This is a genomic window from Chitinasiproducens palmae, from assembly GCF_900095735.1.
Classification (GTDB): Bacteria; Pseudomonadota; Gammaproteobacteria; order Burkholderiales; family Burkholderiaceae; genus Chitinasiproducens; species Chitinasiproducens palmae.
The window spans coordinates 15,824-38,618 of the sequence record NZ_FNLO01000011.1; the positions used below are offsets into that span (position 1 = coordinate 15,824).

At 64.9% G+C, this 22,795-nt stretch carries 19 protein-coding genes and 1 tRNA gene; 18 read left to right on the top strand and 2 right to left on the bottom strand.

Annotated elements, in window-relative coordinates:
* Positions 1-458: 458 nt before the first annotated feature.
* The 6 genes from rsmB to BLU54_RS16960 all read left to right on the top strand — a co-directional run bounded on the left by rsmB (position 459) and on the right by BLU54_RS16960 (position 6,486).
* Positions 459-2,024, top strand: coding sequence for a 16S rRNA (cytosine(967)-C(5))-methyltransferase RsmB (gene rsmB, locus BLU54_RS16935; protein WP_091911022.1), 1,566 nt, complete (start codon positions 459-461; stop codon positions 2,022-2,024).
* Between the two features lie 163 nt (positions 2,025-2,187).
* Positions 2,188-2,775, top strand: coding sequence for a DUF4390 domain-containing protein (locus tag BLU54_RS16940; protein WP_407919439.1), 588 nt, complete (start codon positions 2,188-2,190; stop codon positions 2,773-2,775).
* Entirely contained in the window at positions 2,765-5,098 is a 2,334-nt protein-coding gene (locus BLU54_RS16945; RefSeq protein WP_091911025.1) for a sensor histidine kinase, read from the top strand. The genes BLU54_RS16940 and BLU54_RS16945 overlap by 11 nt, the downstream gene beginning before the upstream one ends.
* Complete coding sequence (locus BLU54_RS16950; RefSeq protein ID WP_091911028.1) at positions 5,099-5,809, top strand: response regulator; 711 nt, start codon at positions 5,099-5,101, stop codon at positions 5,807-5,809.
* 113 nt (positions 5,810-5,922) lie between these two features.
* Positions 5,923-5,998 (top strand) — tRNA-Phe (locus BLU54_RS16955).
* Positions 5,999-6,120: 122 nt separating this feature from the next.
* Positions 6,121-6,486 carry a TonB-dependent receptor domain-containing protein gene (locus BLU54_RS16960; RefSeq protein ID WP_091911031.1) on the top strand — a complete coding sequence of 122 codons (366 nt, stop codon included), beginning with the start codon at positions 6,121-6,123 and terminating at the stop codon, positions 6,484-6,486.
* Positions 6,487-6,880: 394 nt separating this feature from the next.
* On the opposite strand, the gene BLU54_RS16965 is transcribed toward BLU54_RS16960, so the two are convergent.
* On the bottom strand, positions 6,881-7,789 hold the full coding sequence (locus BLU54_RS16965) for a LysR substrate-binding domain-containing protein (RefSeq protein ID WP_091911033.1): 909 nt from the start codon (positions 7,787-7,789) through the stop codon (positions 6,881-6,883).
* 90 nt (positions 7,790-7,879) lie between these two features.
* Here BLU54_RS16965 and BLU54_RS16970 point away from each other — a divergent pair, with 90 nt between their 5' ends.
* The 7 genes from BLU54_RS16970 to BLU54_RS17000 all read left to right on the top strand — a co-directional run bounded on the left by BLU54_RS16970 (position 7,880) and on the right by BLU54_RS17000 (position 16,437).
* Entirely contained in the window at positions 7,880-8,671 is a 792-nt protein-coding gene (locus BLU54_RS16970) for an aspartate/glutamate racemase family protein (protein ID WP_170845194.1), read from the top strand.
* A complete protein-coding gene (locus BLU54_RS16975) occupies positions 8,616-9,953 on the top strand; it encodes an MFS transporter (protein WP_235838001.1) in 1,338 nt (445 codons plus the stop codon). Before BLU54_RS16970 ends, BLU54_RS16975 begins: the two co-directional genes overlap by 56 nt.
* Before the next feature lie 85 nt (positions 9,954-10,038).
* Positions 10,039-11,529, top strand: a complete 1,491-nt coding sequence (locus BLU54_RS16980; protein ID WP_091911039.1) for a M81 family metallopeptidase — start codon at positions 10,039-10,041, stop codon at positions 11,527-11,529.
* Between the two features lie 261 nt (positions 11,530-11,790).
* On the top strand, positions 11,791-12,714 hold the full coding sequence (locus BLU54_RS16985; protein WP_170845195.1) for a LysR family transcriptional regulator: 924 nt from the start codon (positions 11,791-11,793) through the stop codon (positions 12,712-12,714).
* 93 nt (positions 12,715-12,807) lie between these two features.
* On the top strand, positions 12,808-14,190 hold the full coding sequence (locus BLU54_RS16990) for an MFS transporter (protein ID WP_091911407.1): 1,383 nt from the start codon (positions 12,808-12,810) through the stop codon (positions 14,188-14,190).
* Entirely contained in the window at positions 14,174-15,631 is a 1,458-nt protein-coding gene (locus tag BLU54_RS16995) for an amidase (RefSeq protein WP_170845196.1), read from the top strand. Before BLU54_RS16990 ends, BLU54_RS16995 begins: the two co-directional genes overlap by 17 nt.
* Positions 15,628-16,437: a class II aldolase/adducin family protein gene (locus tag BLU54_RS17000; RefSeq protein WP_091911047.1), complete on the top strand. Its 810-nt coding sequence runs from the start codon at positions 15,628-15,630 to the stop codon at positions 16,435-16,437. Before BLU54_RS16995 ends, BLU54_RS17000 begins: the two co-directional genes overlap by 4 nt.
* Before the next feature lie 111 nt (positions 16,438-16,548).
* On the opposite strand, the gene gcvA is transcribed toward BLU54_RS17000, so the two are convergent.
* Positions 16,549-17,463, bottom strand: a complete 915-nt coding sequence (gene gcvA, locus BLU54_RS17005) for a transcriptional regulator GcvA (protein WP_091911049.1) — start codon at positions 17,461-17,463, stop codon at positions 16,549-16,551.
* 208 nt (positions 17,464-17,671) lie between these two features.
* On the opposite strand from gcvA, the gene BLU54_RS17010 reads away from it, so the two are divergent.
* The 5 genes from BLU54_RS17010 (at position 17,672) to BLU54_RS17030 (ending at position 22,759) form a co-directional block, all read left to right on the top strand.
* A complete protein-coding gene (locus tag BLU54_RS17010; RefSeq protein ID WP_091911051.1) occupies positions 17,672-18,445 on the top strand; it encodes an SDR family NAD(P)-dependent oxidoreductase in 774 nt (257 codons plus the stop codon).
* Positions 18,446-18,640: 195 nt separating this feature from the next.
* Entirely contained in the window at positions 18,641-19,309 is a 669-nt protein-coding gene (locus BLU54_RS17015) for a cupin domain-containing protein (RefSeq protein ID WP_091911053.1), read from the top strand.
* Between the two features lie 4 nt (positions 19,310-19,313).
* Positions 19,314-20,465, top strand: a complete 1,152-nt coding sequence (locus BLU54_RS17020) for a flavin monoamine oxidase family protein (RefSeq protein ID WP_091911055.1) — start codon at positions 19,314-19,316, stop codon at positions 20,463-20,465.
* The gene (locus BLU54_RS17025) at positions 20,462-21,484 is read left to right on the top strand and encodes a zinc-binding dehydrogenase (protein ID WP_091911057.1); all 1,023 of its coding nucleotides are present in this window, start codon (positions 20,462-20,464) and stop codon (positions 21,482-21,484) included. The genes BLU54_RS17020 and BLU54_RS17025 overlap by 4 nt, the downstream gene beginning before the upstream one ends.
* A gap of 45 nt (positions 21,485-21,529) precedes the next feature.
* Complete coding sequence (locus BLU54_RS17030; protein WP_091911060.1) at positions 21,530-22,759, top strand: MFS transporter; 1,230 nt, start codon at positions 21,530-21,532, stop codon at positions 22,757-22,759.
* Positions 22,760-22,795 lie beyond the last annotated feature (36 nt).

Consider the following 22,795-nt stretch of genomic DNA (forward strand, 5'->3'; position numbering starts at 1 on the left):
GCATGGGCGGACGGCTGTCCGCGCTCCCGCAGTGCCCGCGCAGATAGAAGCCGGCTCGTCGATTCGTCGCGAGCCGGCTTTTTCCATTGCCTGAATGGAAAGCGGCCCGGACATCAACGCAGGCATCAATGTCGATGGAAAGGCGTAACGGCGCGCATAGACGCCTTGCCCCCGCATTCGTCCCTTCTGGTGTGTCGGCGCGCGGTGTCTGGCGAAGCCGGCGCGGTAGAATACCGGCCGGTCCGCCTGACTGGCGGTTGCCAGTGCGGTGCCGATGCAGGAAGTTGCCGTTTTCGTCCATTCGCCGGCGCCGGCGCCGGCGGGCCTGATACGTGTGGTTCGGTTCGGCCGAAAAATGTGTCGCTACGTGCGCGTGCTCAAGGGTGCCGCAATTTCTCCCGCTTCGATCGGCCCACCGGGCGGTCAAGTTCAACGTCTCGTTTCCAGAGCAATCACGGATGAGTTCAGGACCGGCCGATTCGCCTTCCCGTCGCCGCCCGTCTTCCAGCGGTCCGCGCGGCGCCCGAAGCGCGCCGGGCAAGCGCACCGGCGCCCGTTCCGACGCGGACGCCGCTTCGACGCCGAAGTCCGCCGCGCATTCGTCGCCCGATTCGTGGGCCGAAGCGCGTCCGAATGCACGCCCGAATGCGCGCTCGAGTGCACGCCCGAATGCGAACGCGCGTTCCACTACGAATGCGCGCCCGCATGCTTCGACGCGTTCCCGCGCGGACGCCGTACTGCCAGCGGACTCGCTGGCATTCGCACTGGCCGCCGCGGCGCGCATCGTCCAGCGGGTGCGGGAGGGCGCATCGCTGCAGGACGCCATTGGCGCCGTGGCGCAGGCCGGTCCGGCGCGCGGCGCGGTTCAGGATCTTGCCTTTCGCGCCATGCGCCGGATGGGGTGCGCCGAGTTCATGCTCAACCGCAAGGTGCAACGGCCGCCAGCCCCGGCCGTCTCGGCGCTTCTGATCTGCGCTCTTTCGCTACTGAGTGAAGAGCCGCCACCGTATGCGCCGTTCACCATCGTCGACCAGGCAGTCGAGGCGGCCGGCGCCAATGCCGACACGGCGTTTGCGCGCGGGCTGGTCAACGCCGTGCTTCGCAATGTACTGCGCGAACGGGACAGCTTGCTGGGGGAAGCGGCCCGGGACCCCGTGGCGCATTGGAACCATCCACTCTGGTGGCAGGAGCGGTTGCAGCAGGCGTGGCCAGCACAATGGCAGGCGATACTCGAGACCAACAACCAGCGGCCGCCGATGACACTGCGTGTGAACCGGCGGCAGACCTCGGTAGCGGACTATCTGGACCGCTTGCGTTCCGCGGGTCTGGACGCCGAAGTCATCGGCGAAGACGGACTGGTGCTGGCGCAGCCTGTCGGGGTGGATCGCCTGCCAGACTTCGCGTCGGGGGCCGTGTCCGTGCAGGATTATGGTGCGCAAAAGGCCGCTCGCTTGCTGGACGTGGCAGAGGGGATGCGCGTGCTCGATGCCTGTGCGGCACCGGGCGGCAAGACCGGCCACCTGCTGGAACTGGCCTCGATCGAGCTGCTCGCGCTGGAGCAGCAGCCGCAGCGCGCCGCGCGCATTGGCGAGACCTTGAGCCGTCTGGGGCTGGCGGCCGAGGTGCGGGTCGGGGACGCCGCGCACCCCGAGCAATGGTGGGACGGGCGGCCGTTCGATCGGATCCTGGCCGACGTGCCATGCTCCGCGTCCGGCATCGTGCGACGGCATCCGGATATCCGCTGGCTGCGGCGCCCGGGTGACATTGCGGCATTGGTCGAGACGCAGCGTCGCATCCTTGCCGCGCTGTGGTCGACGTTGGCCGTAGGTGGGGAACTGCTCTACGTCACCTGCTCGATCTTCCCGCAGGAGGGCGAGGCGCAGGCGGCGTGGTTTGAACAGGCGCAAAAAGATGCGGTACGATTGAGCGCGCCCGGCCAGGGTTTGCCCGACCCTGTGGTCGCCGGACGGGTAGTTCGGCAAGACGGTTTCTTCTATGCGCGTTTTCGAAAGACCGCTGCATGATGCGTTGGCGCCGAAGCTGCCGCGCAGAGAAGCCCCGTTGCGTAGGCCATGCAAGGGCGTCGACGTTATCGAGGCCGTGCGTACGAGGCGCTGCACCGCGGCCGTTTCGCGCCGGGTGCCGATGTCAGGCGCTGTGTCCAATGTTTCGCCACCGACCTGATTTGTGAAACGACTCCCGCGGATCCTGCTGCGCTACCTGGCCGCGCTGCTGTTGTGGTCAACGCTGCTTGGCCCAGTGCCAGCCATCGCGGAGACCATTGCGGTGCAACGCGTGTCGCTGGAGTCGGACGGAAGCGCCGGCTGGAACCTGGACGCGCAGTTCGATTTCTCCTTGAGCCCCGGCCTTGCCGAAGCGCTGCACAAGGGCATCTCCCTTTACTTCACGACCGACTTCACGCTCACACGGCCGCGCTGGTACTGGTTCAACCAGGAGGCGTCGAGTGCGTCGCGCACCTTCCGCCTTTCCTATGAGCCGTTGACCCGCCAGTATTCGATCGGCGTGGGCGGCTTGCGCCTGCCGTGCGCGACGCTGGCCGAGGCGCTGGGCGTGATCCGTCACGTCACGGCCTGGCATGTGATCGATCGCGACATGGTCAAGCCAGGAGAGTCCTATACGGCGGCGGTCCGGATGCGGCTCGACACGGCGCTGATGCCGAAGCCCTTCCAGATCGATGCCGTCAACAATCGTGACTGGTCGCTCGCGTCCGATTGGCTGCAATTCAACTTCACGCCGCCCGAGCATGCTAAATAGCGCCCAAAGCTGGAAAAGCCTGCTGGTGCGCGCGCTGATCGGAGCCACCGCGTTCACCGCGGTGCTCCTGCTCGTGTTGCTCGCGCTGGCCAGCGCCAACACCGAATTCTTCGATCGTTACTACTCGTGGCTGTACGCGGCGAACTGGGCGATGGCCTTGCTGCTGCTGTTCATCGTCGCGGCGTTGGCCGGCCTGATTCTCGTACGCCTGCGGCAGCGGCGCTTCGGTACACGGCTGCTCACCAAGCTGGCCGTCTACTTCGCGCTGGTGGGCATGCTGCCGGGCGGCCTGATCTATCTGGTCTCGCTGCAATTCGTGTCGCGCAGTATCGAGACGTGGTTCGATGTGAACGTCGAGACCGCGCTCGACTCGGGCCTGACGCTCGGGCGCGGCATGCTCGACAACGCGCTTACCGAGCTGCGCAGCCGCGGGCGCTCGATGGCCGAGCAATTGGGCCAGGCAGGCGACGAGAACACCACGCTGAACCTGCTGCGTCTGCGCGATCAGTACGGCATTCAGGATGCGTCGATCATTTCGTACAGCCGCAGCCGGGGCATCGCCGAGGTGGCTCGAGCGTCCTCGCTGTTGAACGGCTCCCTGGTCAACGACCGGCCTTCGCCGGAGATGTTGCGCGACGCGCGGGAGGGCGGTTTCAGCGCCATCGATGGCGCGCTGTCGGACGAAGCCAATCCGCGGGACGCATTGCGTTTGCGGGTGATTCTTCGCATCCCGTCGACCAGCACCGCGCTGCTTGACGACGAGCGCTACCTGCAACTGGTTCAACCCGTGCCGGTCTCGCTGGCCCGCAACGCGGAGGCCGTGCAGCGCGCGTATCGCGAGTATCAGGAAAAGGCGCTGGGCCGCACCGGCCTGCGCAAGATGTATATCGGGACACTGACGCTGGCGCTGTTCCTGGCCACCTTCATCGGCATCATCATCGCCCTCGCACTTGGCAACCAGCTGGCGCGGCCGTTGTTCCTGCTGGCGCGCGGCACCGAGGAAGTAGCGCGAGGAGACCTGACGCCGAAGCGCGAAATCAAGACCAACGATGAGCTGGGGGTACTGACCCAGGCGTTCAACGCGATGACGCGTCAGCTGTCGGAAGCCCGCCAGGCGGTCGAGACCAACCGCGCGGCGCTCGAACAGTCAAAGGTCTATCTCGAAAGCGTGCTGGCGAATCTCACCGCGGGCGTGTTCGTATGTGACTGGCAGTTCCGACTGACGACCGCGAACGCCGGCGCGCAACGCATCCTGCGGCAACCGTTCGACGCGCGTCTGAATCAGCCGCTCGACGAAATCGCGGGGATCGAGGAGTTCGCCGCGTCGGTGCGCAAGGCCTTCGCCGAGCGGGACGTCGCGCATGGCGCGGGGCGTGAGGAAGGTCAGGACGACGGACACTGGCAGCAGCAGATGGCCGTTGCGGTACCGGGCGAGATGGAGGCGCTGACACTGCTGGTACGCGGCACGCGATTGCTTAATGCCACCGAGACGGCGGCTACGGCCGGCTATGTGGTCGTATTCGACGACATCTCCGACCTGATCTCGGCGCAACGCTCGGTTGCATGGGGCGAGGTGGCACGCCGCCTCGCGCATGAGATCAAGAACCCGCTGACGCCGATCCAGCTCTCCGCCGAACGGCTACAGATGAAATTGGAGAAGAAGCTCGACAGCGCGGATGCGGAAGTGCTGCGCCGTGGGGCCACGACCATCGTCAACCAGGTCGCCGCGATGAAACGCATGGTCGACGACTTCCGTGAATACGCGCGGACCCCGCCGGTGGTGCTGCACGACCTGCAATTGAACGAGTTGATCGCCGAAGTGCTGGCCCTGTACGGTGTCGAAGAAGGCAAAGGCGCGATCGACGTTCACCTGGGCGACCTGCCGGTAATACGGGGCGACGCAACGCAGTTGCGCCAGATTATTCATAATTTGCTGCAGAATGCTCAGGATGCGGTCGCCGATCGGCAGTCACCGCGTGTAGTCCTGGAGACGAAGACAGTAGAATATGGTGATCCCGACTCGCATGGTCACCGTAGATCGGCGGTCCGGCTCTCGGTGTCCGACAACGGCCCGGGCTTTCCTGCCAGGATTTTGACGCGAGCGTTCGAGCCGTATGTGACGACGAAGGCGAAGGGTACGGGACTCGGGCTCGCGATGGTCAAGAAAATCGTCGACGAGCATGGCGCACGCATCGACATCCGTAATCGCTTGCTGCCTGACAGCGATGCAATTGCGGGGGCTCAAGTATCGATCCTTTTCCTCCAACTGGCAGACGAAGCGGAGCCGCTGGTGCAGGCGACAGAAAGCGCAAGGGTAGGTTAAATGGCAACCATTCTGGTGGTAGACGACGAGATGGGTATTCGGGAATTGCTTTCCGAGATACTCAGCGATGAAGGTCATGTGGTCGAGCTGGCCGAAAATGCGCAGCAGGCGCGCGAATATCGGCAGCAGCAGGCCCCCGATCTGGTTCTGCTCGATATTTGGATGCCGGATACCGATGGCGTCACATTGCTCAAGGAGTGGGCGGCGCAAGGGCAGGTGACGATGCCGGTGATCATGATGTCCGGTCACGCGACGATCGACACCGCCGTCGAGGCGACCAAGATCGGCGCGCTCAACTTTCTCGAAAAGCCGATCTCGCTTCAGAAGCTGCTCAAGGCAGTGGAGCAGGGTCTTGCGCGCGGCGCGACGCCGGTCGTGCCCGTGCCAGCGACGGTGCCTGCGCCGGCGCCCACGCCGGCGCGTCCCGCGCCCGTGACTGCCGTTCCGGCGCCGAGCGCCGCGGCCGCGCAGCAGCCGGCCAATACGACGGACGCCGCGCTGCTGCCGTCAGCGCGGCTGGCCGCGATCTCCTTCGATATCCCGCTGCGCGAAGCTCGCGACGAGTTCGAACGCGCGTATTTTGAGTATCACCTCGCGCGCGAGAACGGCAGCATGACGCGGGTCGCGGAGCGCACCGGTCTGGAGCGGACGCACTTGTATCGCAAGATGCGGCACCTGCGCGTCGATCTGAGCAAGAACAAGGGCGAGTAGCCCAGGCAGCGGCGCGCCGAGCGGGAATGGCGCGCTGGCAGCGCAGCGGATGCCGCCATTGAAAATAGCGCTTGCGATTTCGCGTCCCTGTCGCTAGAATCTCTTTCTCTCGTGGCCCGGTAGCTCAGTTGGTAGAGCAGCGGATTGAAAATCCGCGTGTCGATGGTTCGATTCCGTCCCAGGCCACCACGATTTAAAAAGGGGTTCCGAGCATTCGGAACCCCTTTTTTCATTTCCGGCGGGCGGTTTCGTCGCTCGTCGCGTGCTCTGGCAGGGGGCGTCCCCCCGACCAATCGGTTCCCCCGCGTCAAATGTCTGTGTTTGGGTGTAGACCCGACAACACGCCCGGGATTCCACGCAACCAGGCTTCCCTGTGGGCCGATTACACGTTGCGCGACGGACCGCTCAGGGGGCTGCAGTTTGGTGGCGGCGTGCGCTTTCTCGGTGGCACGTATGGCAACACGACGAACACCTTCCTGTTGTCGTCGGCAACGCTCGTCGACCTGGCGCTGCGCTACGATCTCGGACGGTCTTTCCCCGGCCTGAATGGATGGAGCGCGTCGCTCAATGCAAGCAATCTGTTGAATCGCCGCTATATGGCCTCGTGCACCGCCGATACGTTCTGCACCTGGGGCGCGGGTCGGCTGGTGCTGGGCGGCATGAGATATCAGTGGTGACGATCGCGCAGGCGCGTGCGCCAGTGCGCGTGACATGACCATGCAAGTGACGCGGCCGCTGCCGGCGGTCGGCGTCACACCTTGCCGCTTGCGAGGCCGTCCACCCGGACCTTGGTCGCGTGCGAATCGCACCGTCCCGCCCCACACCGTCCCGCACCGTCCCGCACCGTCCCGCATGTCGCCTCGATCCGCGTCGCGGGACGGCTGACCGCGTCGGATTCTGATGTGGCTGGGGCCTGTGCTTTCGCTGGCCGGTCGTTGTCCATGTGGCGCCCGCGAACGCGAGGCGCGCTGGCCGGACAGCCAAACCTGCAACGCGGCATGCGGACCTGACACGAGGCGCCAGCGTTCCCATTGCGCCCGCTCCCGATCCTCGGTGACCCTCGGTGCATGGTCAGTGCTCGCGCTGATCGCAGCACGCCAACAACCATGTCTTGAATGCTTGCAGGGCGGGGGAGTCGGACAACGTTTCCTGCCAGGCGAGCCAGTAGAAGAAGGGCGTCCAGATTTCCACTTCCGATAGCCTGACCAGGCGGCCCGCTTTCACGTCGTCGCTCACGAATTCCGCCGGCAGCAGCGCGGCGCCGAGCCCGGCGAGGGCCGCCTCGCAGCTCAGCAGGAGAAGCGAGTAATTGCCGGCCGCGGGCGGATGGGTATCGTTCAAGCCCATGGCGGACAGATACGCTTGCCAGCCGTTCGGGATCTCGCGCAGGTGCAGCAATGGCAGCCGCGAGAGCGCGTCCGCCGACAACGGCGTGTCAGCGCAAACGAGTCGCGGCGCGGCGTAGGCAGCCAGACGGAGCGGGAACAGCCGGACGGTCGGCGAGCCGCGCGGCGCGGATGCGGAATTGATGATCGCGGCGTCGTACTGCGACCGGGCGAGGTCGATTGGTCCGACGCGCGACGTCACATTTACGAGTATTCCGGGGTGCTGCGCCAGAAATTGCGGCAGATGCGGAATCAGCCATCGATTGCAGAAGCTTCCCGCCACCGACAGATTCACGCTATTCGCAAGCGTCTGACGCATTTGGATGCCGACCGTGGCTGCTTCCAGTTCATCCAGCAACGGCGTGACGCTCTTCCAATATCGTTCGCCCGCTTCGGTCAACGACAGGTTGCGACCCGCGCGCACGAACAGCGCCACGTTCAGGAACTGCTCCAGGTCCAGGATCTGCCGGCTGACCGCGCTCTGCGTCAGACCCAAGGCGTTCCCTGCGTGCGTGAAGTTCATCAGGCGTACGCAGGTGTCGAAGATGATCAGCGAATCGCTGGACGGAATGGCGCGCCCGATCGACCTTTTCATTCGAAAATCTCATGCAGCCATTAAAAATGACCATTATGGGTCGTTTATCGGCTGCTTACCATGCGAAAAACTTCTCGAAGGTGGTCCCGCATGGAATACAGGCAGGATGAGGCCGACAGGTGCCGGCGCGTCGCGCAGCCCCGTACCGAAACGGTAGCCATCATCGGCGGCATGGGCCCGGAAGCGGGCATCGATTTGACGGAGCGCTTTTTAAGCGCCTCCCGCCGCAAGATGCGGCAGATGAACGTCGTTGTCAGCGATCAGAACTATCCCTCCCACGTCCTGGTTCAATACCGCACGCCGGACAGGACCGCCGCTTTCAAAGGCGAAGGCGAGTCGCCGCTTCCCGCACTGGTTTCGGCGTTGGCCACGGCGAAAGCGGCCGGTGCCTCGATTTGCGGAGTCGCGTGCAACACGGCGCACCTATGGCACGACGACCTTGCCCGCCTGTTTCCAGACCTGCGGCTTTTGCATATCGCGCGAGAAACGGCGCGGGCGGTCAAGGCTGTCGGTGCGCGAAATGCATGTGTGCTTGCTACGTCGGCGACGCATGAAAGCGGTTTGTACAGAACTGCTTTGCACTTCGAAGGAGTCGATGTGGTCGCAAGGCCTGCCGAAGAGATGGCGTGCGTTCACGACACGATTTTCGCGATCAAGGCCGGACACGTTGACGAAGCGCGCGCCCACATTCGCGAGGTGGTGCAACGCTGTCTGCAGGAAGCCGACTGCGTGGTCCTTGGCTGCACGGAGCTCGGTCTGGTGGTGAATGGCGACGACTATCACCGGGGCGCGGTCGTCGACGCCGCGGAAGTTCTCGCCACCTGCCTTGCCGAGCAAGCGTTCTCCATCCGCAACCGGGACGACAACCATGAACAGGACTGAACAAGGCGCCGCCATGAACGGACTCGCGTCTCCCGACCCGAAGCGTGACGAGCGGGCCGATCGAACACCTGTCGAAACCGCGACAACCGACTATTCGAGGACGCGCAAGATCGTGCTCCTCGTCATGCTGCTGACAGCCTGGGTGCTTGCCAATGCAGACCGCGTGGCGATGAGCATTTCCATCGTACCGATCACGGGTGAGTTCGCGCTGGATGCCCGCGAGGCGGGTCTCGTCCTCAGCTCGTTCTATGTCACGTATGCGGTGATGAACCTGGCGGCAGGCTGGCTCTCCGACCGCTTCGGCTCGCGAAGGGTGTTGGTGTTCTGCGTGCTGTCATGGTCCGTGTTCACGTCCCTCACCGGCACTGCATGGTCGCTTCTGTCGCTCATCGTGATTCGAGCACTGTTCGGCGTTGGCGAAGGCGGCTTTGCTCCGGCGAGTTCGGTGACCATCGCGGAGGCTTATCGCAAAAGTGAACGGGCGCGGCCGAAAAGCCTCGTCATCGGCGCAACCTTTCTGGGCAGTGCCTTCGGGACGGGATGGATCGCCGCAATGGTTCATTCTCACGGCTGGCGCTTCGCCTATCACGTGCTCGGTGCAGTCGGCGTGGTGATGGCAGTGGGGCTGTGGTTCGTCATCAAGGACGCACCCCGTCGCGGGCCTGGGAAAGACAGCCGCCGCGGGCCAGGCGTTCGCGCGCTGTTTCGCACGCCAATCATGCGACGGACTGCCACCATGTTTTTCTTCAGCAACCTGCTGATGGTCGGCCTCATCTCCTGGATGCCGTCCTACCTGGTGAAGGCGAAGCACGTGAATCTGATGACGGCCGGTTTCGCTTCGTCGTTGCCGTTCATCTGCAGCTTCGTCTCGCTGAACATCGTCGGCTGGCTGCTGGACCGGTACGGCGCCAGGAAGGAGCGTCGGTTCCTGGCCGGCGGCGCATTGATGATGGCCGTCTTCATGGGGGCGATGGTGCTGTCGTCGGATCTGTGGTTGCTGCTCGCCTGCTGGACCGGCTGCATGGTCAGCTACACCTTCGTGTACGGCACGGTTTTCGCCATTCCGCTGAAGCGGCTGCCTGACTCGCAGGTTGGGACAGCCGCGGGTGTCGTCAACTTCGGCGGTCAGATCGCGGCGGCCATCTCTCCCGCGGTAATGGGACTGCTCATCCAGCACTTCGGCGGTTCATATGTGCCCGCGATGCTTTTCCTCGTGGGTGCGGGTGTCTGTGCGTTCGGAGTCGCAGCGACCTGGCCGAGGCAGAGCAGCATCGAAGCGTGACGAAACGGGCGCGCATGCATGTCGCGTGGGAAGCACGCGCATCGCGGGGCGCCGCCGAGACAGTTGAAAGACGTGAGAATTCGAGATGAACAATATCAGGATTGCGGTGTTGCACTTCGTTCACGAAACGGTGACCTTCCTGTCGAACCCGACGACGGTCGACGATTTCATCTACGAGGGGTCGCCCGCGCAAGGCGAAGCGCTTCTGCGAATCGACCCGAAATCGTATATGGGTGGCTTCGTGAAGGTGGCGCGAGAGTACGGCGGCGTAGAGCTCGTGGGCATCGAGTCCCCACTGCAACCGAAGACGGGGATCGGCTCGGGATGGATCACGAACGAGGCGTACGAACTGTTCGTGGGCAAGATGATCGCTGGATTGCAGGAGCAAGGCCCGTTCGACGGCGTGTTCCTCGCGCTGCATGGCGCGGCGGCGGTCACCGGCATCGCGCGCCCTGAAGCGGAGTTGGCTCGACGCGTGCGGGAGGTGGTGGGAAAGAACGCTTTCATCGCTGCGACGTTCGATCCGCACGGCAACGAGGACGAAGCGTTTCTTGAATCGGCCGACCTCGCTTTCACGGTCAAATACTATCCGCACTACGACGCCTATCTGCAAGGCAGCCGGGCCGCGCGGACGTTGGTGCGGGCGATCCGGGGCGACTTCACCCCCACGCATGCGGCCCGCAAGGTGCCAGTGATCTCGCCGACCGTTTTGCAATGGACCGGCGGGACGGCCTGGATGTCGCTCATCAATCGAGCGTTGATTTGGGAGGCGCGGGAGCCGGACGTCTTCGTGAACGTGTTCTTCGGCTTCCCATGGTCCGACGTGCCGGACGCTGGCATGTTCGTGCAGGTAACGACGAACGGCAACGCCGCGCTGGCGCAGAAGGTCGTCGCCGACATGTCGGCGACCATCTGGCGGCAAAAGGACAGTCTGCTATCGTCGGCCAAGATTCTCGGCATCCCCGAGGCCGTATCGCGGGCCAGACAGGCCGTCGACGCGGGACAGTTCCCGGTCGTGATCGCGGACCACAGCGACAGATCGGGCTATGCGACCTGGATTCTGGCCGAAAGTCTTCGACAACGCGTGTCGCGAACACTTTTCGCGACGATTGCCGATGACACGGTGCTCGACCGCCTCCAGGACGGCCGTGTCGCGGTCGGCGACGCGTTCGAGATGGCGGTCGGTGGACGCGTCGACGCCTCTGCCGGCTCGCCGGTCGTCGTTCGAGGCACCATCTCATATGTGCCGGACCTCAAGCCGAAGGACGACGGGCGACTTCCATTCGTCACCGTAAGCTTCGGCGACAACAATGCGGTCGTCATCAGCCGCTACCTGACCCAGGTGATGGAGCCTGTCGAGTTGAATGCCTTTGGCATCGACCGAGACGCCTACAGGACTTTCGTGATCAAGTCGCGCGTGCATTTCCGTCGAGGATTCGACGACAGCGGCTTTGCGAAGGAGATTCTGGTAACCGAGCCGGACGAAGCGTTCCTGGGAACGGTGAAGCTCGATGGTCTCGATTACCGCCATCTAGATCTGGGCAAGTTCTACCCTTACGGCGACGTGGAGATGTAACGCGGCGGTGCCTGGTTTCGCCCGGTGCGCGCGGTCCGGAGCCCGTGCCGGTGGGCGGTTCCAGGCTGCGTGGCGGTGGTGCACGGTCGGTCGGCCTGCCTGGCGCTCGGCCAGTACGCGGCGGCAGTGGCGGTGGCGTGAGGTCGGACGGGTGTCGGCTGGCTCGTCAGGTGGGGCTGATCCTTTAGAATGGCCGGGCGCGGCGTCGCGTGTCCGCGACACTCGCTCCCACTCGCCTGCGCGGGCCGACACCATCGCACCATGGTCAATCTGCGGCATATCGAAGTCTTCTATGCAATCATGCAGACCGGTTCCATCACGGGTGCAGCCCGGCTGCTCAACGTGACCCAACCGGCCGTCAGCGCGGTGCTAAAGCATCTCGAAAGCCGGCTCAACATCAAGCTGTTCGTGCGTGCGCATGGTCGTCTGAGCCCGACGCCAGAGGCACGCATGCTTTTGCCGGATGTAGCCGCCATCTTCGAGCGCCTCGGGTCGGTGGAGCGCCTGAGCCAGGATCTGGCTGGCGGCTCCGCTGGTGTCTTGAATATCGCGGCGACTTCGCCGATCGCCAACGGCGTGCTCGCGAAAGCGGTGGCCAGCTTCGTGAAGGCACGGCCGGGCGTACGCATCGCGTTGCAGGCCCTCAGTTCGCCGCTGGTTGTCGAACGCGTGCTGCAATCGGAAGTCGATCTCGGGATTGCCTATCGGCCGGTCGACAATGCCGCGCTCGATATCGAGCCGCTCGCGGCCGGAAGCATTGCCTGCGTGCTACCGGAGGACCATCCGCTCGCCGCGCAGCGCGTCATCGCGCTGACTGACCTCGCCAACCACCCGGTTGTCACCTACCTGCCGCAGACGTTGCTGCGTCCGTATATCGATCGCGTGTGCGCGGAGGCGGGCGTCAAGCTGCGCATCACGGTCGAGATCGGTTTGTCGGTCACCGGCATCATGCTGGCGTATCACGGCGCCGGCATCGCCCTGGTCGAGCCCGAGTTGCTCGCGGCGTTGCCTTTGCCCGGCCTGGTCAGCCGCCCATTGTCGCCGGCCATCGAGCCGGGCAGTGTGATGCTGAGACATCGTGGCCGTCCGGGCTCGCTGATTCTCGATGCCTTTGTCGCGCACCTGCGCGCCACCCTGCCGGGTAAAGTCGGCGGTGCCTCGCCTGTCGGCGAGCAGGGCGCATAAGGCGAGCTTATGCCGTGACATGATCTGCTGATTTTTTTGATAACGCCGCTCGCGGGTACGCTGACGCCACATGACATGAATAAGGGTGGCGGCATGGCAGAGACGAGCGGTGTGGTCGGAGGCGGGGCGCGCGAACAGGCGGCCCGCACGGTCGCGTGGGCAAGCTTTATCGGGACCGCGATCGAATGGTACGACTTCTTCCTCTATGGGATAGCGTCGGCGGTCGTATTCAGCAAACTGTTCTTCCCCAACTACGATCCGCTGATCGGTACGCTGATCTCGTTTTCGACCTTCGCACTCGGCTACATCGCGCGCCCGTTCGGCGGTGCGATGTTCGGGCATATCGGCGACCGCATCGGTCGCAAGTCGGTCCTGATCACCACGCTGTTCATCATGGGAATCTCGACCGCGCTGATCGGCGCGTTGCCGACCTACGGTGCCATTGGTATCTGGGCGCCCGTCGCGTTGCTGGTGCTGCGTCTGGCACAGGGCATCGCGGTCGGCGGCGAGTGGGGCGGGGCAGTGCTGATGGCGGTCGAACACGCGCCGGCGGGCAAGCGAGCGCTGTTCGGCAGCGCCGCGCACATGGGCGCGCCCGCCGGCCTGCTGCTGTCGACCGGCGTGTTCTCCGCGTTCGCACTGTTGCCGAAGGACGCGTTCATGAGCTGGGGGTGGCGAGTTCCATTCCTGATGAGCTTCGCACTGCTCGCGGTCGGTTTGCTGATCCGCTTGAAGGTCACCGAGTCCCCGGCGTTCGATGCAATGAAGCGCAAGGGCGGACCGGCGCAGCAACCGGTGGTCGAAGTGCTGCGCAAGCCGGGCAATGTGCTCCGAGTCGCTTTCCTGCGCTGCATCGACGGGGTGGGATCGAGCACCTATTCCTTCTTCGCGGCGACTTATGCGGTCTCGCATCTCGGCTTCTCGACCAGCACCAGCACGATGGGCAATGTCATCGGTGGCGCGGTCGGCCTGCTGTCGGTGCCAATCGCGGCGACGCTGTCGGATCGCTTCGGGCGCCGCCGCGTCTACATGGCGTATGTGACGTTCGCGATGTTGATCGCGTTTCCCGCGATCGCCTTGATCAAGACCGCAAATCCGTGGTGCTTCTGGCTGGCGATGGCCCTCGGCCTGGGGATAGGCAATTACGGACAGTACGGCGCAGTCTCGGCCTACTTCGCCGAGTTGTTCGATACCCGCGTGCGTTACTCCGGCGCCTCGATCGGCTACCAGTTTGGCGGCGCGCTGTTCAACGGCACCGCGCCGCTGATCGCGACCGGTCTGATGGCGTGGAGCGGTTCGATCTGGCCGATCGGGGCGTTCGTGGCACTGTCGGCATGCGTGAGTCTGGTGACGGCCTGGCTCAGTCCCGAAACACACCGGCGCGACCTGGACGCGGAAGGGGCCGCATCGCTCGACGCACGCGATGCAACGAGCCGCCGGGCAACGGTGGAGGGCGATCGTGCGCTGGGACGTTGAGGCGCGCGTTGCGTTGGCGGCCGACCCGTTGGTCGAGGCTGGCAGTCTGCACGGCCTCGCACAGGCGTTCGACGCTGGGCAATCGACGGCCGAGCAAGTGACCCGCGCTTACTTGGGAAGAATCGCTGCGCTCGATGCCAGCATCGGCGCGTTCGAATACGTAGACGCCGCGGGCGCGCTGGACCAGGCGCGGTCGATCGATGCGCGCCGGCGCGCGGGTGAAACGCTAGGTCCGCTTGCCGGCATGCCGGTGGCGCTCAAAGACAACTTCTTCGTGGCCGGCATGCCGATCCGGGCAGGCTCGAACGTGCCGATCGACGATTTGCTTCCGGTCAACGAAGGGCCGTTCGTCGCACGCCTGCGTGCGCTCGGCTGCGTGATCCTCGGCAAGACGAGGACCGTGGAATTCGCGTTGGGCATCACCGGCCAGAGCATGCCACGCGGCACCCCGCGCAACCCCGCCGACGCGCGGACGGTGCGCACCACCGGGGGCTCCAGTTCGGGCTCCGCTGCGGCACTCGCCGCTGGCCTGTGTGCGCTGGCGTTCGGTACCGACACTGGCGGCAGCGTACGGGTACCGGCTGCGCTATGCGGGCTGGTCGGACTGAAGACCGGCACCGGGCAATGGTCGATCGAAGGCATTCTGCCGCTCGCGCCCCATCTCGACACCGTCGGGCTGTTTGCCCGCAGCGCCCGCGATGCGTCGCTAGCCTACGCGACGATCGAGGGAAGTTGCATGGCGGCACCCCGCACACGCACGCTGAACGGCACGGTGCTCGGCGTGCCGCGTGACTACTTCTTTCGCAATCTCGATTCGCGGGTGGAAACGGCAACGGCGATTGCGCTCGATAAGCTCGTCGCAGCCGGTGCGACCCTGCGGGACGTCGAGGCGGCCGATCTTGCGGCAGGGCGCGATACCTACTTTCCGCTGGTGCTGCCGGCGCAGTTGATCGCGCTACTCGGGCGCGATCGCTTTGCCACGCATCGCGACCGCATGGATCCGGTGGTCGCCGCGCGCGGCGAGCGTGGACTTGCGGTGAGCGAAGCCGACCTGGAGGACGCAAAGGCGCGCCGGGCGTTCGACGTGAACTCGATTGCCGCGCGCTTCGACACGGTGCACGCCTGGGTGATGCCAACCGCCACCGCCGTCGCGCCCAGCATCGATGACCTGCGCGACCCGGCTCGCAACTGGGCGCTCACGATGGGGCTCACCCAGAATTCGCAACCGATCAACTATCTCGATATGTGCGCGGTGAGCGTGCCGCTGATCACCGACGGCCGATTGCCGGTCGGGCTTCAGATCGCGGCTCCGAAGGGAAGCGAGGCCCGGCTCCTAGCTGTCGCCGAAGCCATCGAAACGTGCATCGGACGCCCTGCGGCGATCGACATGCGTCCGTTTCAGCGACCCGATTCGCAATCGCAACAAGGAACTCAGCAATGAACATACGCGAAGCAACCACCGTCTACCGGCCGAAACAGGAAGGTCTCTATTTTCCGCAGTATCCGCAGTTCGCGACCGTCGACCAGGAGCGGCGTCATCGCAAGGAACGTCTGGCTGCCGTGTGCCGTGTGTTTGCGAGATATGGCTATGAGTACGGCTTCGCGGGCCACGTCACGGTGCGCGATCCGGAGCATCCACACCTGTATTGGACCAACCCGTTCGCGATGGACTTCGGGCGCGTGCGGGTCTCGGATCTCTTGCTGGTCGATCATGAAGGCACGGTGCTCGAAGGAAGCTGGGCCGTGAACCGCGCAGGCTTCGTGCTCCACGCCGCCATTCATGAGGCAAACCCGCATCTCGTTGCCTCATGCCATGCCCACACGACGAACGGCATGGCCTGGGCCGCGCTGGGCCGTCCCCTGGACCCGATCACACAGACCGCGGCGTGCTTCTACGAAGATCATGCGCTGATCGCCGAGGAGGCCGGCGCGGTGGTGGTCGAGCGCGATGCAGGCCGTACGGTCGCGCAGGCGTTTGGCTCGAACAAGGCCGCGATCCACCAGAATCATGGCTTGTTCTCCGCGGGACGCGAGAGCGTCGACGAAGCCGCATGGTGGTTCATCGCGATGGAGCGCGCCTGCGAAATCCAGCTGAAGGCCGAGGCGACCGGTCATCCGGTCAAGCAGATCAGCCGGGAAGCGGCGCTGCACTCCCGCAATCACCTCGGTACGCCGTTCATGGCCTGGCTGCATTTCCAGCCGATCTACGATGCCGTGGCACGTTCGGACGCCGACCTGTTCAGCTGAATCACGCGTTCAGGCGCTGTCGCCCAATGGGCATGCGACGCGGAACGTCGGCGTGCGACACGGTGCTTGCGATATTGGTTCAACCGACGCGGTGTCGGCAAGCGACCACGCTCATTGCCGAGCCGCCTCGTCGAGGAGCCAGCCCCGAAAGGCGGTCAGCTTCGGCGAGCTGGCGCATTCCGGACGGTAGACCACATAGTAGGCAAGCGCCGAAGCAAATTTGATACGAGGGTAGAGCCGGACCAGGCGGCCGGCGGCGAGGTCGTCGCGAGCCATCACGCTGCGCGCCAACGCAACGCCGTGGCCCTCGATCGCCGCTTGCAAAACTGCCGCCGAGTTGTTGATCTTCATGCCGCGCCTGGCACTCACACCAGCGATGCCGGCCTTGCCGAGCCATATCTCCCAGGTCGGAAAACCGGCGTGACCGTCGATCGACAGATCGTGGATCAAGGTCTCGGCGGCGAGGCCGTCGGGCCGCCGCAGCTGCCGGTTGACGCGTAGACGCTCCGGCGAACACACCGGATAGATCTCCTCGTCCATCAACTTCTCCGCCGACAAGCCTGGCCAGTTGCCGGTCCCGTAGCGAACCCCGATATCGATGCCCTGGGCGACGAAATCCACGGGCTTGAGATTCGTGTCCAGCCGCACATCGGTGTCGGGCCACGCACTCTGGAAGCTATCGATGCGTGGCAGCAGCCACTTGGCGGCAAACGCGGGGCTGATGGCAACCGTCAGGACGCCGGTTGCCGACCCTTCCTTGAGCCGTTCCAGGCCCAGACTGAGTCGATCGAAGCCTGCCTGGATCTCCGGCAACGCGCGTTGCGCCGCCTCAGTGGCGACCAGTCGGGCAGGACCGCTGTTGCCGCGATGAAAAACCGGCGTACCGAGCCATGTTTCGAGCGTGCGGACCAGTTGACCGACGGCCGCCGGGGTTACGTGGAGTTCAGCCGCGGCCGCAGAAAAGCTTTGATGGCGCGCACTGGCCTCGAAGGCCCGCAGGGCATTGAGATGAACGGGCGACTTCATGCCGATAAAGTTTTGCTTTCAATGGACCGAACTTTATCTCATTTGCGGTCGCGACGACGCCTGAGCAGAATGTCTCTCTGTTGGCGACATGGGCGGTGGACGAGGGCGAGGTGCTCTCGATTGACCCGAAGCGTGTACCGGACGACATGAGCGTTGCCGTCAGCGCGTGCACCGCTGCGTCGCACGATCTCGATAGAGGAGCTTTGCAATGGATAAGCAGTTCGACGGAAGAAAGTTGCTGGTCGTAGGCGGTACAAGCGGCATAGGGTTGCAGACCGCCCGCATGGTGCTGGCACAAGGCGGTAGCGTGGTGCTCGTGGGCAGCCGGCCGGACAAGGCGGACGAAGCGCGACGAGAGCTGTCTGCGTTCGGCACGGTGGCATCGCTCGTTACCAACCTTACGGACACCGAAGGACTGGCGGCGATGCTCGAAACGATCGACGAGCAACACGCGGACGTCGATCTGCTCGTCAATGCGGCCGGCGTGTTCTTTCCGAAGCCGTTTCTGGATCACTCGGAGACGGACTACGAGCGGTATGCGATGCTGAACAAGGCGTTCTTCTTCATCACGCAACGGGTCGCGGCCAACATGGTTGCTCGGGCGTGCCCGGGCGCCATCGTCAACATCGGTTCGATGTGGGCCAAGCAGGCGATCGCCGCCACGCCATCGTCCGCCTACTCGATGGCCAAGGCAGGCCTCCATGCACTGACTCAGCAACTGGCAATGGAACTGGCGCCGAGACACATTCGTGTCAATGCGGTGTCGCCGGCAGTGGTGCAGACGCCGATCTACGAGGGGTTCATCCCAAAGGCCGAGGTGCACGGCGCACTGCAAGGCTTCAACGCCTTCCATCCGATCGGCCGCATCGGAACCCCGGCAGACGTCGCCGAAGTCATCACCTTCCTGCTTTCGGACAAGGCGAGCTGGGTAACTGGCGCGGTCTGGGACGCCGATGGCGGCGTGATGGCCGGGCGCAATTGAGTGGCTGCTCGATGTGGCTGCTTCATGTGGCTTGTTGCGGTGGCTGCTTGATGAAGCTTCAAGCGTCCATCGCCAGGGCCATGCAAGCCGGCAGCGCCGCCGCAGGTACGCGCCTGCAAGAAAGATACAGGACAAGCCAGGACCGACAGCGTTTGATCTCGAAGCGGTCGGGCCGTTCGGTTCCGGGGAAGCCCAATGCTCGTCAATGCTGATTTTGCAAGCCGCGCGACCGTTACGCCCGACCAGTATCGGTGGGTCGCGTCGCCGCAGCGCGGCGTCGAGCGCGTGATGCTGGACAGGCTCGGTGGCGAGAACGCGCGAGCCACCAGTATCGTGCGGTATGCCGCAGCATCGTCATTTCCGCGGCACGCGCATCCAGGAGGCGAAGAGATTCTCGTGCTTTCCGGGACGTTCTCCGAACAAGAAGCAGACTATCCAGCCGGGTGGTATCTGCGCAATCCGCCGGGCTCGTCCCATCAGCCGTGCAGCGGCGACGGCGCCGTGATCTTCGTCAAGCTGCAGCAGATGCGCTCGCCTCGCGAGGCACCCGTGCGCATCGACACGCGCGCATCGTCGAACTGGCATCGCGATGATGGTCGGATGGTGTGCCCGCTGTTTGCGAGCGAATCTGAACGCGTCGCGTTGCAACGCGTGGAGGCAGGCAGCGCGCTGCTGACCGATCCGGTGGCGGGCGCCGAACTGCTCGTGATCGATGGCGTGCTGCGTGCGGGCGGGCAGTGCTTTCCGTGCGGCAGTTGGCTCCGTCTGCCAGCAGGTCACTACCCGACGCTCGTGGCGGACGAGGGCGGCGTGACCGTCTATCTCAGAATCGGTGCGCATGTCGACGCCGCGCTGGAGGCTTAGCACGATGCTGGATGCACGCGTTGCGATCGTCGGCGGTGGCCTGAGCGGCCTGTATGCCGCCTTCTTGCTCGAACAGGCCGGCATTGACGACTACCTGCTTCTCGAAGCGCGCGAAACGCTCGGCGGGCGCATTGCGTCGGTCCCCCTCTGCGGACAGCGGCGGGCGGCTCTCGATTGTGCCGAACGAGGCGACCTGGGACCGGCTTGGTTCTGGCCCGCGTATCAAGCCGAACTTGACCGACTGATCAGCGACCTGGGCATGTCACGCTTCGAACAATATGAAGCGGGCGACATGGTCGTCGAGCGGTCGCCGCAGGCGCCCCCCGTGCGGATGTGCGGCCATGGCACCACCCCGCGTTCGATGCGTCTCGCGGGCGGCATGAGCGCGTTGGTGGCGGCATTACGGCGCAGACTCGAGTCAGGTCGGCTCGTCATCAATCAGCCGGCGAGACGGCTGCACATTACGACGCGGCATGTCGATATCGTCACGGACGGTGCAGGCGCTCAACGTACGTCCTACCGGGTTGACCACGTCCTGCTTGCGCTGCCACCGCGTCTGGCCGGCACAACGCTGGATTTTTTCCCGGCGCTCCCTGAAGCACTGCTGAACGAGTGGCGTGCGACGCCGACCTGGATGGCGTCGCACGCCAAATACATTGCTGCTTACGACGCGCCTTTCTGGCGTGAGCAGGGCTTGTCCGGCGAGGGCCGCAGCGCGCGTGGGCCGCTGGCGGAGCTACATGATGCGTCGATACCGGGCGGTGCGGCGGCTCTTTTCGGATTCTTTGGCGTTCCTGCTCACGCGCGGCGCGATCTTGGGGACGAAATGCTGCGCAGTCTATGCAGAGCGCAGTTGACACGCTTGTTCGGTCCGCAGGCGGCGAAGCCCATTGCGGAAGTCATCAAGGATTGGGCGCGCGAACCCTATACGGCGACCACCGCCGACGAGCACGGCGCGGCGCAGCATCTGCAGGCGCCCGCGCCCAGCGCGTCGTCCGGCATCTGGCAAAGCCGGCTGACGGGGATCGCGAGCGAGTGGTCGCGCCAGTTCCCTGGCTACCTCGCGGGCGCCATCGACGCTGCGGGGAGCGGCGTACAGGCCTACCTTCGGCGTATGGAACGCCAGCACGCAGATCGACGGGAGCGGAGATCATGAAAGCCACGTATTGCGCAATGCAGGTGACGCGGCCCGGCGTACTGCAACTGGTCGAACGTCAGACGCCGGTGCCAGGTAGCGACGAGGCCTTGATCGACATCGAAGCCTGCGGCATTTGCGGCGCCGACATCTCGGATATTGAAAAAGCCGATCCGAAGCAGCCGCGCGTGCCAGGCCACGAAGTCGTCGGCCGCATCAAAGCCCTTGGCGCGCGCGTACCGTCGATCTGGAGGATTGGTCAGCGCGTGGGTGTCGGCCGCCTGGGCGGCCATTGCAACGCGTGTGCGCAGTGCCGTCAAGGACACTTCCAGCTATGCCTGCATCAGCCTGTCGTCGGTGCGAGTTGCGATGGCGGCTATGCCGAAATGATGGTGGCTCGCGGGACCGCGCTGGTAGCAATCCCCGACGAACTCGACGCACACGAGGCCGCGCCGCTGCTCTGCGCTGGCGTGGCCACTTTCAACGCGCTCAGGAAGTCCGGCGCGCAGGCCGGTGACACGGTGGCGGTGCTGGGTATCGGCGGTCTTGGCCACATGGCGCTGCAGTACGCGCGCCACATGGGTTACCGGGTCGTAGCGCTAGGCCGCGGCCGCGACCTTAGCGAGGACGCGCTGGCCTTGGGCGCGCATCTCTACGTGGACACCACGCAGGAAGACGCTGTCGCCAGGCTCCGGCACATGGGCGGCGCGCAAGTCATTCTCAGCACGATTGGCGATGCCGCCACCGTGTCGGCGATGCTCGGTGGTCTGGCGCCGCAGGGGCGTCTTGTTCTGCTCGGCGCGGGCCGAGATCCGCTAACGGTGTCCGCCGGGCATCTGGTCACCGGTGAACGTCATGTGTTCGGCTCGATTACCGGCTCGCCTTACGACGGCGAGCGAACGTTGGACTTCAGCGTCCTGACCGGTATGCGGCCCCGTATTGAAACGTTGCCGCTGGCACGGGCTCACGAAGCGTATCAGCGGATGAAGTCCGGCGACGTGAAGTTCCGCATGGTCCTGACCATGCGGCCGGTGGTGTGACGGGGCTGAATGCGCCCATTTGCCTTGCAGACAAGACGACCCACGATGACTAACAGCAGCTCACTCGACATCGCTTCGCCTGGCCTTCTCCCGGAGGCGGTGCAGCGCGGCAACATCTGGCGGCTCGCGCTCGCGCAGGCGCTCGCCGGCGCAAATTCAGTGGTGATCTACGCGACCGGCGCCATCGTCGGCAATGTGCTGGCACCCAGCAGCATGCTGGCAACGTTGCCGGTTTCGATCTTCGTCGTGGGCATGGCGGCGTGCATTTTTCCGGTCGGCGCGATTGCGCGGCGCCGGGGGCGACGCGCGGCTTTCCTGACCGGGACCGCGGCAGGTGTGGCGGCCGGCGTATTGGCCATGCTTGCCGTCGTGTCCAGTTCGTTCTGGCTGTTCTGTCTTGCGACCTTTCTGGGCGGCGCTTATGCGGCCGTGGTGCTGTCCTTCCGTTTCGCAGCCGCCGATGGCGTGTCGCCCGAACGTCGCGCGCGCGCGTTGTCGCTTGTCATGGGCGGCGGCGTCGCAGCGGGAGTGGTCGGCCCGCAACTGGTGACCTGGTCGATGGATTGGTGGCCGCCTCACGCGTTCGCGGCAACCTTTCTGGTGCAGGCGGCGGTCGCAGCCGTGTCGGCGGTTCTGCTGCTTGGTGTCCAATCGCCGAAGCCAAGCGCCGACGCAGCCGCTGGCGGGCGACCGTTGGCAAGGATTGCGTCGCAACCGCGCTTCGTCGCCGCCGTGATCTGCGGCGCTGCTTCGTACATGGTGATGAATTTCCTGATGACCGCCGCCCCCTTGGCTATGCGTCTTTGCGGGCACGCCCAGACGTCGGCGAACTGGGGCCTGCAATGGCACGTGATCGCCATGTACGGCCCCAGCTTCTTTACAGGCAACCTGATTTCGCGGTTCGGCGCTGTCCGCGTCGCAGTCACCGGGCTCTTCCTGACCGCGGCTTCCGCTGTCGTCGGCCTGGCCGGTGTCGACGTGACGAACTTCTGGGGAATGCTGGTTCTGCTGGGCCTGGGGTGGAACTTCGGCTTTCTCGGCGCCTCCGCGCTTGTGCTGGAATGTCATCGGCCGGAAGAGAAAATGCGTGTCCAGTCGTTGAACGACTTCATCGTGTTCGGACTGATGGCGATTGGGTCGTTTTCCTCCGGTGGGCTATTGGCGGGTTATGGCTGGAACGCGGTGCTGCGGGTTTCTTTCGTGCCGGTCGCGCTGGCGGTCGTCGCGCTGGGCATCATTGCATGCCAACGCAGGCGGACCGCCGACCCCGGTTGAGGTGAGCGTGCGGCGTCCTCGGACCCTGGCGCGGCA